At 72.6% G+C, this 13,368-nt stretch carries 11 protein-coding genes; 1 reads left to right on the top strand and 10 read right to left on the bottom strand.

Annotated elements, in window-relative coordinates; genetic code table 11:
- Window positions 1–55 precede the first annotated feature (55 nt).
- From ACFV3R_RS29055 to ACFV3R_RS29020, 8 genes are all read right to left on the bottom strand, one after another.
- A complete protein-coding gene (locus tag ACFV3R_RS29055; RefSeq protein WP_385589334.1) occupies window positions 56–1,288 on the bottom strand; it encodes an MFS transporter in 1,233 nt (410 codons plus the stop codon).
- A gap of 77 nt (window positions 1,289–1,365) precedes the next feature.
- Window positions 1,366–3,696, bottom strand: coding sequence for a malto-oligosyltrehalose synthase (gene treY / locus ACFV3R_RS29050; protein ID WP_385589332.1), 2,331 nt, complete (start codon window positions 3,694–3,696; stop codon window positions 1,366–1,368).
- On the bottom strand, window positions 3,693–5,195 hold the full coding sequence (gene malQ, locus ACFV3R_RS29045) for a 4-alpha-glucanotransferase (RefSeq protein ID WP_385589330.1): 1,503 nt from the start codon (window positions 5,193–5,195) through the stop codon (window positions 3,693–3,695). Before malQ ends, treY begins: the two co-directional genes overlap by 4 nt.
- Entirely contained in the window at window positions 5,192–6,565 is a 1,374-nt protein-coding gene (locus ACFV3R_RS29040) for a glycogen synthase (RefSeq protein ID WP_385589328.1), read from the bottom strand. Before ACFV3R_RS29040 ends, malQ begins: the two co-directional genes overlap by 4 nt.
- Window positions 6,562–7,284 (bottom strand): HAD family hydrolase, encoded by a 723-nt coding sequence (locus ACFV3R_RS29035; protein ID WP_385589326.1) that lies wholly within the window; start codon window positions 7,282–7,284, stop codon window positions 6,562–6,564. Before ACFV3R_RS29035 ends, ACFV3R_RS29040 begins: the two co-directional genes overlap by 4 nt.
- A gap of 2 nt (window positions 7,285–7,286) precedes the next feature.
- Window positions 7,287–7,562: a MoaD/ThiS family protein gene (locus ACFV3R_RS29030; RefSeq protein ID WP_385589324.1), complete on the bottom strand. Its 276-nt coding sequence runs from the start codon at window positions 7,560–7,562 to the stop codon at window positions 7,287–7,289.
- Window positions 7,563–7,596: 34 nt separating this feature from the next.
- Window positions 7,597–8,388, bottom strand: a complete 792-nt coding sequence (locus ACFV3R_RS29025; protein ID WP_385589322.1) for a thiamine biosynthesis protein ThiG — start codon at window positions 8,386–8,388, stop codon at window positions 7,597–7,599.
- A 98-nt stretch (window positions 8,389–8,486) separates the two neighbouring features.
- Window positions 8,487–10,052 carry a DHA2 family efflux MFS transporter permease subunit gene (locus ACFV3R_RS29020; protein ID WP_385589320.1) on the bottom strand — a complete coding sequence of 522 codons (1,566 nt, stop codon included), beginning with the start codon at window positions 10,050–10,052 and terminating at the stop codon, window positions 8,487–8,489.
- A 162-nt stretch (window positions 10,053–10,214) separates the two neighbouring features.
- Here ACFV3R_RS29020 and ACFV3R_RS29015 point away from each other — a divergent pair, with 162 nt between their 5' ends.
- On the top strand, window positions 10,215–10,895 hold the full coding sequence (locus ACFV3R_RS29015) for a TetR/AcrR family transcriptional regulator (protein ID WP_385589318.1): 681 nt from the start codon (window positions 10,215–10,217) through the stop codon (window positions 10,893–10,895).
- Here the strand turns inward: ACFV3R_RS29015 and ACFV3R_RS29010 are convergent.
- Both ACFV3R_RS29010 and ACFV3R_RS29005 read right to left on the bottom strand, forming a co-directional pair.
- Window positions 10,886–11,929 (bottom strand): Gfo/Idh/MocA family protein, encoded by a 1,044-nt coding sequence (locus tag ACFV3R_RS29010; protein WP_385589316.1) that lies wholly within the window; start codon window positions 11,927–11,929, stop codon window positions 10,886–10,888. The genes ACFV3R_RS29015 and ACFV3R_RS29010 overlap by 10 nt on opposite strands.
- A gap of 130 nt (window positions 11,930–12,059) precedes the next feature.
- Window positions 12,060–13,331, bottom strand: coding sequence for a nucleotide disphospho-sugar-binding domain-containing protein (locus ACFV3R_RS29005; protein WP_385589314.1), 1,272 nt, complete (start codon window positions 13,329–13,331; stop codon window positions 12,060–12,062).
- Between the last annotated feature and the right edge of the window lie 37 nt (window positions 13,332–13,368).

Genomic DNA, 13,368 nt, shown 5'->3' with positions numbered 1-13,368 from the left:
GCACACCCCCGCGACCCCGGGAACCAGTGCAGGCCTCGCTCGGTGTCCCGCCCGTTCAGGTCCGGGGCGGCGCAGCGTCCCCGTTCTCGTGCCGGACCCGCGACGGTTGCGGCTGCTCGCGGAGCGGGCCCGTCCGCCGGCGCAGGAGCAGGAGCGGCAGGAGGGTGAGCACTCCGGCGAAGACGGAGAGGACGGCGAAGCTGCCACCGGCCAGGACGAGGCCGGCCACCACGCTGGCCAGCGCGGAGGCACCCCAGGACAGCGCGTCCACGCCGCCCTGGACCCGCAGGCGGTCCGCGGCCTCCAGGCTGGTGGTCAGCAGGCTGCTGCCTGCTACGAACATGAGGTTCCAGCCGTACCCGAGCAGGAACATGGCAGCGAAGAGCAGCACATGGCCGCCCCGCGGGAGCACAGCGGTGAAGGCCACCGACGCGGTCATCAGGGCGACGCCCAGCAGTGCGGTGCTGCGCCCCCCGAAGCGGTCGGCGAAGACGCCGCTGAGCGGCGCGAGCGCGAACATGCCGACCATGTGCCCGCTCAGCACGGCGCCGAGCGTGCCGAGGGTCTCCTCGTGCGCCGTCATGTACAGGGGGGTCATCGTCATGACGGCCACCATGGTGACCTGGGCGACCATCATGGTGACGACGGCAGCCCTCACCTCGTGGCGGCTCCACAGGGCGGCCGTCCCCGTCCTCGGCGCACCGCGCCCGGCAACGCCTGCGGGGTGCGGGGAGACCCTGCGGGCGGGCAGCAACGCGGACACCAGGGCCGCGAGCACCGAACCGGCCGTCGCGAGGAGGTAGGAGCCGGTGTCGGGCGGCAGGCCGAGGCGTTGCGCGAGGGAGCTGGTGGGCGCCATGAGGTTGGGGCCGATCAGCGCGCCCACGGTACCCGCCCACACGATCGTCGCCGTGGCCAGACCCCGGCGGGCGGGCGGGTAGAGGTCGGCGGCGCTGTACCGGGACAGTTGTGCGCCCCCGTTGCCGACGCCGAGCAGGACCATGCCGGTGATCAGCCATCCCAGTCGGTCCCCCGCTGCCGCCCAGGTGGCCACGGCCGCGCCGGCGGTGCCCACCGTGTACCCGGCCGCCAGGGCGGCACGGGTACCTGCGCGGCGCATGACCGCCGACAGCGCCAGGGCTCCCGCAGCGGTGCCGGCGACCCCTGTCGCGTTGGGGAGCCCGCTCCAGGCCGGCCCCAGGAGCCGGGCACCGATCAGTGTGCTGACGGTGCTCGCACACACCATGAAGACGTTGGTCGCGGCCACTCCGACGAAGAGCGCAGCCATCGCGCGGCGCGGGTTAAGGGCCCTCCGGCCTCCCCCGCCGGCGCCCGTGCCCTGCTCCTCCGCGGGCGCTGATCCGTTCACGAGGATGCGCCCCCGTCCCGTACCAGTACCGCGACCGGGTACCGCTGCAACAGGTCGCGGACGAAGGGCGCCGCCACCTCGGTGCGCCGGCCGGTCAACGCGTCACTCCAGCCACCGCGGGCGCCCGGCAGCGGCAACCGGGTGTCGCGCCAGCCGCCCTCCCGGGCGAGCCCCACCGGCAGGCGGGTGGCGACCGTGACGAGACCACGTTCCCCGCCCCTGGCGAATCCCACGAGGTGGCCGGCGGCCGGGCCTTCCGCCCGGAGCGGGAGGTAGCCCGTCCACAGCTCGGGCCGGTCGCGCCGCAGCCTCAGCAGCCTGGAGACCACGAGAAGCTTGGCCGCGCCGGTGGCGTCCACCGGGGGCTGCTCACCCGCGTCCAGCCGGGCGAGCAGCGCCGCGCGGGAGGCGAAGTCGACCGGGCGGCGGTTGTCGGGATCGACGAGGCTGTCGTCCCAGACCTCGGTTCCCTGGTAGACGTCGGGAACTCCGGGGCCCGCGAGTTGCAGGGCCTTCTGGCCGAGGGCGTTGACCCAGCCGGGTCCCTCGATCCGGGAGACCAAATCCTCGACGGACGTCCGCAACACGGTGTCGGCGAGCGTCGCCTGCGTCCAGCGCGCCAGGTCCTCCTCGAAGCGGGCGTCAGGGCGCAGCCAGTCGGTGCGGGTCCTCGCCTCCCGGGCTGCCTTCAGGAGGTAGGCGCCGAGCCTGTGGGCGTCGATCGGCCAGGCGCCGACCAGCGTCTGCCAGGCCAGCGGGGCCAGGGCCGGGTCGGGGAAGGGGTGACGGGCGGCCCACTCCCGCACCCGGTCCCGGTAGGCCGTGGGTATCTCGCTCAGCACCGCGAGCCTGGCACGCACGTCCTCCGAGCGCTTGGTGTCGTGGGTGGAGAGGGTGGTCATCGTGGCCGGCCAGGCGGCCTCCCGGGCCGCGTTGCGGGCGTGGAAGTGGTCGGGGGCGGTCCCGAAGGTGTCGGGATCACCGCCCACCTCGTTCAGCGAGACGAGCACCGAGTGGCGGTAGAGCGCGGTGTCCTCGACCCCCTTGGCCATCACCGCGCCGGTCAGCTGCTGGAACCGTACGGCGGGCTCCCCGTGCGGGTCACCGGCCAGCAGCTCGGCGACGAGGAGGAGGGCGTCCCGGCGGTCGGGGCGCCGGCGTGCGGCCCGGGCCACGGCGGTGTCCAGCGCAAAGCGGTGCTCCGGCAGGTAGGAGCGGTAGACCGGGCAGGCGACGACCAGCTCCTCCAGAGCCTCACGCAGGACGTCCTCGGCGTGGGCGGGGAGTGCACGGGCGGTCAGTGCGGCCAGGCGGGTCAGCTCGGCCGGGAAGAGGGCAGTGAGCACGTGCCGGCGGGAGGCGGTGACCACCTCCTGGAAGCACCCGTCGCCGGCGGGCGAGGCCGCCGCCAGTCCCGCGCGGCCGGCGGGATCGACGAAGAGGCCGCAGACCTCGTGCAGCGCCTCGTACCCGGTGGTCCCGTCCACCGGCCAGCTCTGGGGAAGCGGCTCGTCGCCGGCGACCACCTTCTCGACCACGATCCACACGTCGGGTGCCTGGGCGCGGAGCCGGCGCAGGTATCCGGTGGGGTCGGCCAGCCCGTCCGGGTGGTCCACCCGCAGACCCGTGACCTCGCCGTCGCGGACCCAGGTCAACGTCCGTGCGTGGAGGGCTTCGAAGACCTCGGGGTCCTCCGTCCGGATTCCGGCCAGGGAGTCGATGTTGAAGAACCGCCGGTAGGTGATCTCGGACGGGCCCCGCCGCCAGGAGACCAGCCGGTAGTGCTGCCGGGCGTGCACCTCGGCCGGTGTGCCCTCCCCGGTGCCCTCGGCGATCGGGTAGCGGCGCTCGTGATAGCACAACGTGCCGCCCTCAAGGCGCAGTTGTCCTTCGGCGGCCTTCCCGTCGTCACCGTCGTCGCCCAGGACGGGCAGGATGACGGGCCCTGCCTCCCAGTCGATGTCGAAGTAACGGGCGAAGGGGGACGCCGGGCCCTTCTCCAGGGCGTCCCACCACCAGGGGTTGGCCCGTGCGTCGTCGACGCCCATGTGGTTGCAGACCACGTCGACGACGAGGCCGATGCCTGCCGTGCGCAGACGTGCCGTGAGGCGGCGGCGGGCCGCCTCGCCGCCGAGCGCGCGGGAGGTGCGGGTGGGGTCGGCGAGGTCGTAGCCGTGCTCGGAGCCGGGGGCGGGTTCGAGGATCGGAGAGGTGTACAGGGCGCCGACACCCAGCGCGCTGAGGTACGCCGAGAGTTCGGCGGCGTCGTCCAGCCCCAGGTGCGGTCCGAGCTGGATCCGGTAGGTGGAGCGGGGAACGGTTCTCACGCGCTGAACCCCCTTGCACGGCGCCGGGCGGCGCGGCGGTCACGTCCGTAGGTCTCCGTCAGTTGCCGCAGCCGGAACTCCAGGCCGGGGGTGAGGCTCCTGCGGTCGTAGCGCCAGGTCCAGTTGTCCTCGGCCCGGCCCGGCAGGTTGAGGCGGGCGGAGGAGTCCAGGCGCAGGACGTCCTGGAGGGGCAGAACGGCCAGCCGGGCGGGCGACCCGTGCACGGCGCGCATCGCGGCGCCGCAGATGTCGTCGCCGACGTGACCGAGGTACCGCTCGGCCCGCTCGCGCTCCCCGGCGCTCGCTCCGGCCCACCAGCCGGCGGTGGTGTCGTTGTCGTGGGTACCGGTGTACGCCACACAGTCGGGGGTGTGGTGGTGGGGCAGATGCTGGTTCTCGTCCCCCGAGAAGGCGAACTGGAGGAGACGCATGCCCGGTATGCCGGCTGCCGCCCGCAGCCGCTGGACTTCGGGCGAGGCCGGGCCGAGGTCCTCGGCGACGAGGGGGAAGTCGCCGATCCGCTCGCGCAGTGCGTCGAAGAGACCGGTGCCCGGCCCCTCCTCCCAGTGCCCGTCCGCCGCCCGGCCGGGCACCGGCACCGCCCAGTACCGGTGGAACCCACGGAAGTGGTCCAGCCGGACGGCGTCGAACTGCCGGGCCGCCAGGCCCACCCGGTCGGCCCACCAGGCGTATCTCTCCTCGGCCAGCGCCTTCCACCGGTAGAGGGCGTTGCCCCACACCTGGCCCTCACCGCTGAACTCGTCGGGCGGGAAACCCGCCACCGCGGTCGGCGAACCGTCCGGGTCGAGCTGGAAGAGTTCCGGCCGGGTCCACACCTCGGCGCTGTCGACGGCGGGGAACATGGAGAGGTCGCCGAGCAGCCGCACGCCCAGTTCGGCGGCGCGTCGGCGTACCGCGGCGAAGTGCCGGGCGTACACGTACTGCTCGAACCGCACCTGGGACAGTTCGGAGGCAGCCTCTGCGTCGAAGCGGGCGACCGCGTCGGCCTCGCGGCGCGCCAGGGAGGGCGGCCAGCCGCCTCGGTCGGGGCCGTGCCGTCGGCGCAGCACCGTGTGCCGGGCGTAGTCCTCCAGCCACCAGGCCTGTTCCTCGCAGAAAGCGAGGCTGTCCGCGGTGTGCGTGAAGTTGGCGTGGGCCCGGGTGAGCAGCTGTTCCTTGATCCGGGCCGCCGTTGGGTAGCTGACCCTGTCCGGCGGGCAGCGCGGCAGCCCGGCCAGGTCGCCGCGGTCGACGAGCCCTGCTTCGCGCAGCCAGTCGACGCTGACGAAGAGGGGGTTTCCGGCGAGGACGGAGAACGTCTGGTAGGGACAACCGCTTTCGCCGACCGGGTGCAGGGGCAGCATCTGCCAGACCGTCTGCTCCGCACCGGCGAGGAACTCCAGCCACTCGACGGCAGCGGGGCCGAACTCCCCTGTGCCGTAGGGGCCCGGTAAGGAGCTGGGGTGCAACAGGACGCCGGCACGCCGCTCGTCCATCATGCGCTGTCCTTCCACTCGCCTGTGTACAGCCGTTCGTAGTGGGCGGCGGCCTCGTCCCAGGAGAAGCGGGCCCGCATGCCCGCCGCCCGCAGGGCGTTCCACGCCGGCCGGTCCCGCATGTGCTTCAGCACGTCGTCGACGGTCGAGACGAGGTCCTGCGTCCTACCGTGCGGGAAGGAGAACCCGCGCCGGGGCCGGACGAGTGTGTCGACCATCCCTCCGACCGCCCGTACGACGGGGACCGAGCCGTAGCGGAGGGCGATGAGCGGGGCCAGGCCGCAGGGTTCGAACTCCGAGGGGGCCAGGAACGCGTCGGACCCGGCGTAGGCGAGGCGGGCGGCCGGCTCCGTGGAGTCGGGCAGGTAGCCCACCGCCGCGTGGAAGCGCGCGGCCCGGGCGAAGGCGTGCTCGTAGAGCTCGCCCCGTCCCACGAACACGAACTGCGCACCGGTGGCGGCCAGTTCGTCGACGGAGCTGAGCAGCAGCTCGACCCCTTTCTGCTTCACCAGGCGGCCGACGAACGCGATGACCGGGGTGTCCGGTTCCTCCGCCAGCCCCGCCGCACGCTGGAGCCGTGACTTGCACGCGGCCTTGCCGCTCATGTCGTCGACGTCGAAGCGGGCCGGGAGGTGGACGTCGGTCGAAGGGTCGAACTCGGCGTAGTCGACGCCGTTGAGGACGCCGTGGTAGTCGTCACCGCGTGCGGCGAGCAGTTCGTGGAGCCCCTCGCCCCACTCCGGGGTCAGGGTCTCGCTCCGGTAGCGGTCACTGACCGTGGTGACGACGTCGGCGTGGGCGATGCCCTGGGCGAGCAGGTTGCCGGTGCCGTACCGGGCCAGGCCCAGGTCGGTGGCGGTGTCGTGGGGAAAGAGCCCCTGGTAGGCGAGGTTGTGGATGGTCATGACGGAGCGGGCGGGGTGCCCCGTCTCCTTCAGCCGGGCCGGCAGGTGGCCCACGTGCCAGTCGTTGCAGTGCACCACGTCGGGCCGGAGCGCGGGGCGTGCGGCCAGGGCTGCGAGGGCGCGGCAGAAGAGCACGTAGAGCGCGAGGTTCTTCTCCACGTAGCCCTCCGGCCGTCCCCAGCCCGCGTGGTGGCGCGCTGCGAGGGAGTAGTAGCGCACGCCGGCGTGGTCGCCCTGGTCCTCGACGTCGAACTCCTCGTGCACGCCGCCCGCCTGCGCACGGACCACGGTGACGGGGTGTCCGCGGGGCATCCCGTCGTACCGGGGCAGGTAGAGCCGCACCTGGTGGCCGCGTCGGGCCAGCGCCCTCGGCAGGGCCTGGGCGACGTCGCCCAGGCCCCCCACCTTCACCAGTGGGTGCACCTCGGAGGTGGCGAAGTGGACCCTGAGCGCCGCACCGCCCCTCACGTCGGCCCCCTGGACACCGGCCGGCGCGCGGGCTGCGGGAGGAAGGTGACCGCCTTCGTCCCGGACACCGTGAGTACCGGGCCGCCGCAGCCTTCCTCCGACCTCACCTCCACCTCCCCCAGGGCGGGCGCCACCCACGTGGCGCCCGCCTGCCCGAGGGCGGGCCCTCCCACTCCCAGACAGACCGCGCCCGCGGCGCAGGCTGCCCGGACCCCGCTGGGGGCGTCCTCGACCACCAGGCAGGCGCCGGGCGGCAGTCCCAGCCGGTCGGCAGCCAACTCGTAGGCGTCCGGGGCCGGTTTGCCTCTGGTCACCTCGCCCCAGGTGACCTTCGCGTCGAAGGTGCCGCCGAGTCCCAGTTCCGCGAGGCTCCGCTCGGCCCGGGCCGCTGAGGCACCGGTCACCAGGCCGAGCGGGACACCACCGGCGTGCAACCGGGACACCACTTCACGGGCGCCGGGGATCGCGTCGGACTCCAGATGGGGTTCGGCTTTGCGGACCTCTTCCAGCAGCGTGCGGCGGTCGGCCGGGCCCAGGTCCGCGAAGAGGTGCGAGACGGTGTGCTCGGGCGCGCACCCCCGTACGTACGCATCGATCATTTCGTCCGTCAGACGACGGTGGTGGCGCAGCGCCAACCGGTGCCACAGGTCGGTGACGGACCGCTCGGTGTCGATCAGGACGCCGTCGAGATCGAACAGCACGGCTGCCAGACGGTGCATCCTCAGCCTCCGGCCACGGCCGGCAGGATCATCACCGAGTCGCCGTCGTGCAGAACGGTCTCCATGTCACCGCTGAACCGCACGTCGTCGTCGTTGACGTAGATGTTGACGAAACGCCGCAGTGCCCCGTCGTCAGTCACCACCCTCGCGCGCAGCCCGGGGTGGTGGTTCTCCAGGTCGGCGAGCACCTCGGCGAGGGTGACGCCGTGGGCGTCGACGCTCGTGCGCCCACCCGTGTAGGACTGGAAGACGGTGGGTATCCGGACCTCAACTGTCACAGTGCTGACTCCTTCTTTCCGCAGTCCGCCGGTGTCACCGGGGGATCTCGTCGCCGGACATACATCGGGCCTGGTGCGCGAGTCGCCCCGCCTCGACCGCCCGCTTCATGGCCGCGGCCATGATCAGCGGCTCCTTCGCCTGCACCAGTGCGGTGTTGACGAGGACGGCGTCGGCCCCCATCTCCATCGCGTACGTGACGTGGCGCGCGGTCCCCAGGCCGCCCTCGACCACGACCGGGATGCCGGCCCGGTCGATCACCCGCGCCACCGGAGCCGGGTCCGGCACGCCCCTGCCCGAGGCGACCGGCGCCGCCATGACGCGCAGCGCCGAACAGCCCAGCTCCTCCAGTGCCCGGGCGTCGGCGACGTCGGGCAGGATGAACGGGAGGACGCTGATGCCTTCCTCGCGCAGCCTGGCGGCGACCTCGATGGTCGCCTTGTTGTCAGGGGTGTTGCCGTCGGTGCGCACGTCCAGTTTGAGGACCTCGATGCCGTAGGTGTCCCGCAGGATGTGAGCCGTCCTGAGCGCGCTCTCGGCGCTGCGGGCGAAGGAGGTCGTGCCGATCCACAGGTAGCTCTCCATCGGCAGGACGTCGGCGAGATCGGTCAGCAGCAGGCTGGAGCGGTGCCGGTCGGGGTCGACCGTCGTGATGAAGATCTGGGAGCCGGTGGCCTCCAGGACCTCCCGGACCGTCTCCGGTGAGGTGTACTGCTCGATGCCGACGATGATCCGGGAGGTCAGTCGGTGGCCGCCCAGTTCCAGCCAGGGCGTGTTCAGTTCTTCCTCGACGGCGCGGGCGTCCGCCGGGGCGGGACTCGTGGACATTTCTGCTCCTCAGGTGTCGATGGGGCCGGGCACGGCAGCCGGCGTCGGGTACGGCCGGGACGGTGGTGCGGCGGGGGCGGACAGGGACCTCCTGCCGGTTACGGCGAGGAGGAGTCCGGAGCGGCCGGTGCCGGGCTCCCCGCGTCGGCGGGGGTGACCTGCGTGCTGCGGCGGCGAGGCAGGAAGAGGGCGGGGAGGAGGGCCACCGCCATGATCGCGGCGGCCCAGACGTAGGCGTACTGGAAGGAGTCCGCGAGGCGGGGCGCGAGGTGGCCCACCTCGCCGGCGGGCAGGTGGCGCAGCGCGTCCTGGTCCGCCCTCCCGGCGGGCAGCCGGTCGGTCATCGCCGACGTGAGGAGGACCGACATGAGGGCGGTGCCGATGGCGGGCGTCAACTGGCCGACGATGTTGAGGGAGGTCGACCCGGTGGGCACGTCGTCGTGGGAGAGGTCACGCGTCACCGTCGTCATCGTGGGCATCAGCGTCATGCCGACCCCGACACCCATGACGGCGAGGGTTCCCGCGGTCCACCAGTAGGGCACGGTGTCGCTGAGGCCCAAAGTGAAGGCGAGCATGCCCGAGACGCTGAGCCCCACCCCGGACAGCACCACCCGGCCGGGGGGGACGCGGTCGACCAGGCGGGTGGCGATCTGCATCGTGATGCCGGTGGCGAGGACCTGCGGGATGCTCAGCATGCCCGCGTCGGTGGCGCTCTCCCCCCGGACCGCCTGGTAGTACATCGGCGTCAGGAGCATGGAGCCCAGGTAGGCGCACGGGAAGAACACCATGACGCCCAGCCCCGCCGCGTAGCTGCGGGAGCGCAGCAGGCGCAGGTCGATCAGCGGGTGCCGCGCGGTGAGGGCGCGAGCCACGAAGCCGCACACCGACAGTGCGCCGACCGCACCGACGACCAGGCGCACCGTGTGGTTGCCGCCGCCGGTGTCCGCGAAGGCGTAGAGGAACGCGGCAAGACCGGGCGAGAGCATGAGGAGGCCCGGGAGGTCGAGCGGCTCGCGTCGTGCCCCCCGTGAGGAGTCCGCCGGGAGTATCCAGGGGGCCAGGGCCAGCACCGCAACGCCCACCGGGATGTTGATCAGGAACATCCAGCGCCAGGAGACGGAGTCCACCAGCCAGCCGCCCAGGACGGGCCCCACGAGCGGCCCGAGGAGGACGGGGATGCCGAGCACGGCCATGGACCGCCCCATGCGTTCCCGGTCCGCGGCCCGGACGACCAGCGTCATACCGATGGGGGCCACCATGCCGCCGCCCAGCCCCTGCAGGACTCGGAAGACGATGAGGGAGGGGACGTTCCACGCCAGCCCGGCCAGCGTCGAGCCGGCGACGAAGAGCGCGATCGCCACCAGGTAGCAGCGTTTGTCGCCGAAGCGGGCCACGGCCCACGCGGTCACCGGGATGATCGTGGCCAGGGCCAGCGTGTACGCGGTGGCCACCCACTGGATGACGGCCAGCGGTGCGTCGAAGGCGCGGGCCAGGGGGTTCAACGCGACATTGACGATGGTGGTGTCGACCACGGTCATCAGGGAGCCGAGGACGACGACCGTTCCCACTGCCGCCGGGCCGTACCGGCGCCGGTCCGAGCGCCCGCCGTCAGGTCGTGAGGCGCGGGGGCCGGCGGCGGAGTGCTTCGGAGTTGCGGACTTCACGATCAGTCCCCTCGTGGTGGGGTCGGCTGCGGCTCGCGGAGCGGAGGGGGCCGAACCACCCCCGGACTGCCGCGGCGCGGTGCATCCGTGCCATGCGAGGTACCCTACAACGTGTAAGGTAATTAGTACAATGATCATTGTTACTTCGCGGGAGAACCATCGATGACCAGTGCGGACCCCCACAGGGTCGCCCCCGCCCGAGGGACCGCGCGCCGCCGAGGCGGCCTCGCCGAGAAGCGGTCGGCCATTCTGCGCGCCGCTCTGACGGTCTTCGGCCGGGACGGGTACACCCGCGCCAGCGTGGGCGCCATCGCCCAGGAGGCCGAAGTGTCCACGCGCACCCTGTACAACCACTTCGGCAGCAAGGCACAGGTCTTCCTCACCGTCATCGAGGAGAGCGCCACCCAGGTCCGCGACGCGCAACTGGAGCTGATCGAGAGGTTCATGGAACGACCACCCGGTGACCCTGCGGAGGACCTCACCGTGCTGGCGCGCGCCTGGGCCTCCCCGCTCACCCGCTTTCCCGACCACTTCGCCCTGGTGCGGCAGGTCAACGCCGAGGCCGGGCACATCCCGCGCGAGGTCGTCGACGCCTGGCTGCGCACCGGCCCGCAGGCGGCGATGGCCGGACTGGCCCGCAGCATGCAGGTGATCGCGGAACGCATCCCGCTGCACATCGACGACGTCGATGCCGCCGCCTCCCACCTGGTCCTCCTCACCGGGACGGAGATCACCAACCGGTCGTTCTGGGGCGCTTACCAGCTCTCGGACGAGGAGGTGGAGGAGATCATCCGCTCGGGTGTCCACACCTTCCTCTACGGTTACCTGCCCCGTCAGGCGTGACCGCCGGGCGGCCGGGACGCACGGGCGCCGCCCCCGCCGCCCGCCGAAGCTGCCTCGCGGACCTGGTCCACCAGCTCCGCGAGAGCCACGATCTCCCCGCCCTGCAGGCCGTCCTCGCAGCCGGTGCGCACCGCGCGGCAGAAGCACTCCAGCACGTCCCGGAACTGGTCGTGGGGCTCCAGCACGCGCCGCTCGGACCCGTCCTGCCGTTCGATCCTGATGACCGGTGAGTGGTCGGCGGGCGGGGTGTAGGCCCACTCGACCACCAACCGCCCCTCGCTGCCCCACAGTTCGTAGGCCGAGCGGTAGGCGTGCTCCATGCCCCACGTCAGGTGGGCGGGACGCCCGTCAGGGGTGGACAGCAGTGCCGCGCCGGAGAGGTCCACACCGAGCCCGGCGTCCCGGTGGAGGACAGCTCCCCGCACACGGAGGTCGGAGCCCAGGTAAAGCTGGGCCGTGCGCAGCGGGTACACGCCGATCTCCGGCAGGGCGCCCCCGCCGGCCGGTGTATAGCGCATGTCCGTGGCCGGCTTGGGCGGGAAGGCGAACTCGGCCGTGAGGCTGCGAAGCGAGCCGATGCCGCCGGAGGCGACGATCTCCCGGACCACGCGGTGCTGACTGTGCCGGACGAACATCATGCTCTCCATCAGGACCAGTCCGCGTTCCCGTGCCGTGCGCACCAGTCGCGCCGACGAACCCCCCTCACCGGTGAGCGGCTTCTCGCACAGGACGTGGCGCCCGGCGCGCAGGGCCCGGTCCACCCATGTGGCGTGCAGGGTGACGGGCAACGGGACGTACACGGCGTCGAGGTCGTCCCGGGCGAGCAACGCGTCGTAGCCGGTGACGGGTTCCAGCCCGAAGTCCCTGGCGAGGGCGGCGGCCTTGGCCGGGTCGCGGCTGGCCACCGCGACCGGGGTCACCTCGGGCGTGGCGAGCATGGCGGGGAGCATCCGCCGCCTGGCGATGGAGGCGCAACCGAGCACCCCCACCCGCAGCGGTGCCACCGCGGGCCCCGGTGTGCGTGCGGACCTCATCGCCGTACCTCCCGCTGCGGAGGGGGGCCGGGGCGGGTGTCCGACGTCGTCATGTGCGGCTCTCCCCTCGCAGGTGTCCCGGTGACGTGCACCGCCGTCCGGGTCTTCGCCGCCGCCGCGTCCCGCTCCCTCAGCCACGGTGACTCGCGGTGAGTGCCTCCAGCACCGGGACGACCGAGGCCGGGCTGGGCACCGCCAGCATGTCGCGGTGCAGGTCGGCGGCGGCCTGCCGGAAGGAGGGTTCCTCCAGCACCCGTACCAGCTGCTTCTTCACCAGGTCGTGGGAGAAGTCCTGGTCGTCGATGACGAGCCCGGCACCGCTCTCCTCGACACAGCGCGCGATGTCGTCGTAGTAGGGGCCGTTCTCCTTCCAGACGAGCTGGGGAAGTTCACAGGGGACCGCCGCTGCGAAGGTGCCGCTTCCCCCGTGGTGGATCAGTGCGGAGCAGCTCGGCAGCAGCACGTTGAGCGGGAGGTAGTCGATCACGCGCACGTTGGGCGGTACCGTGCCCACCGACTCCAGCTGGGTGCTGTTCAAGGTGGCCACCATCTCGACGTCCAGCTCGGTGGCCATGGTGAACAGCTCCTCCACCGCCACCTTGCTGGTGCCGGCAGGGAAGAAGCTGCGGATGCCGGCACCCAGCGACAGCGCCACCCGCGGCCGCTCGGGAGGGGTGAGCAGCCATTCCGGCAGGACGGCGGAGCCGTTGAAGGGCACCGGGCGGGAGTGGACGTAGCGCTCCTGCAGGGGCAGCCGTAGCCGGACCGCGGGGTACTGGTCGATCGTCCACTGGCCCAGCAGCAGTTCCTCCTCGAAGTCGAGTCCGAAGCGGTCCAGCATGGGCCGCATGACCTCCACCAGGGGGTCCGCCGACGAGGCGTCCTCCGCGAGGCGTTGCCGCAGCGCCCCCCTCATCCAGGCGAAGTCGTCGATCGACCACAGCAGCCTGGCGTGAGCGGCACCGACCGCGCGGGCGGCGACGGCCGCGGGGAAGGAGATGGAGTCCCAGATGACCAGGTCGGGCTTCCAGCCGCGGGCGAAGTCGACCAGGTCGTCCGCCAGGAGGTTGCCCTGCGCACCGGGGGGAGCCAGGTTGTAGTAGCGGGCGAAGGCCCGCAGTACCAGTTTGGAGGGAAGCCGTGCGCCGGCCGGGCCCCCGGGGGCCGGGCCGAGGACGGCCGCGACGCGCTCGTACAGCTCGTCGCTCTCCCTGGCGTTGGCCTTGGGGAAGTCCAGCTCCCCCACCGGTACGACGGACAGGCCGAGCGCACGCACTGTCTCGGTCATCTCCGGGTGGGTGGCCACCACCACCTCGTGGCCCGCGCCCCGCAGGGCTCCGGCCAGGGGGACGAGGGGATTGATGTGGGCGAAGGCCGACGGGACGGAGAACAGGACCCTCATCGGGAAGCCTTTCGTTTCGTTGCGGACCGTGCGGGTC

This window comes from Streptomyces sp. NPDC059740 (assembly GCF_042733155.1).
GTDB lineage: Bacteria > Actinomycetota > Actinomycetes > Streptomycetales > Streptomycetaceae > Streptomyces.
This window is presented reverse-complemented; position numbering and strand designations above follow the sequence as displayed.

Bases quoted from the DNA above. Each gene is read 5' to 3' on its own strand.
- ACFV3R_RS29055 (WP_385589334.1), bottom strand. From the start codon at position 1,288: ATGGCTGCGCTCTTCGTCGGAGTGGCCGCGACCAACGTCTTCATGGTG.
- ACFV3R_RS29015 (WP_385589318.1), top strand. From the start codon at position 10,215: ATGACCAGTGCGGACCCCCACAGGGTCGCCCCCGCCCGAGGGACCGCG.
- malQ (WP_385589330.1), bottom strand. From the start codon at position 5,195: ATGATGGACGAGCGGCGTGCCGGCGTCCTGTTGCACCCCAGCTCCTTA.
- ACFV3R_RS29025 (WP_385589322.1), bottom strand. From the start codon at position 8,388: ATGTCCACGAGTCCCGCCCCGGCGGACGCCCGCGCCGTCGAGGAAGAA.
- ACFV3R_RS29010 (WP_385589316.1), bottom strand. From the start codon at position 11,929: ATGAGGTCCGCACGCACACCGGGGCCCGCGGTGGCACCGCTGCGGGTG.
- ACFV3R_RS29035 (WP_385589326.1), bottom strand. From the start codon at position 7,284: ATGCACCGTCTGGCAGCCGTGCTGTTCGATCTCGACGGCGTCCTGATC.
- ACFV3R_RS29005 (WP_385589314.1), bottom strand. From the start codon at position 13,331: ATGAGGGTCCTGTTCTCCGTCCCGTCGGCCTTCGCCCACATCAATCCC.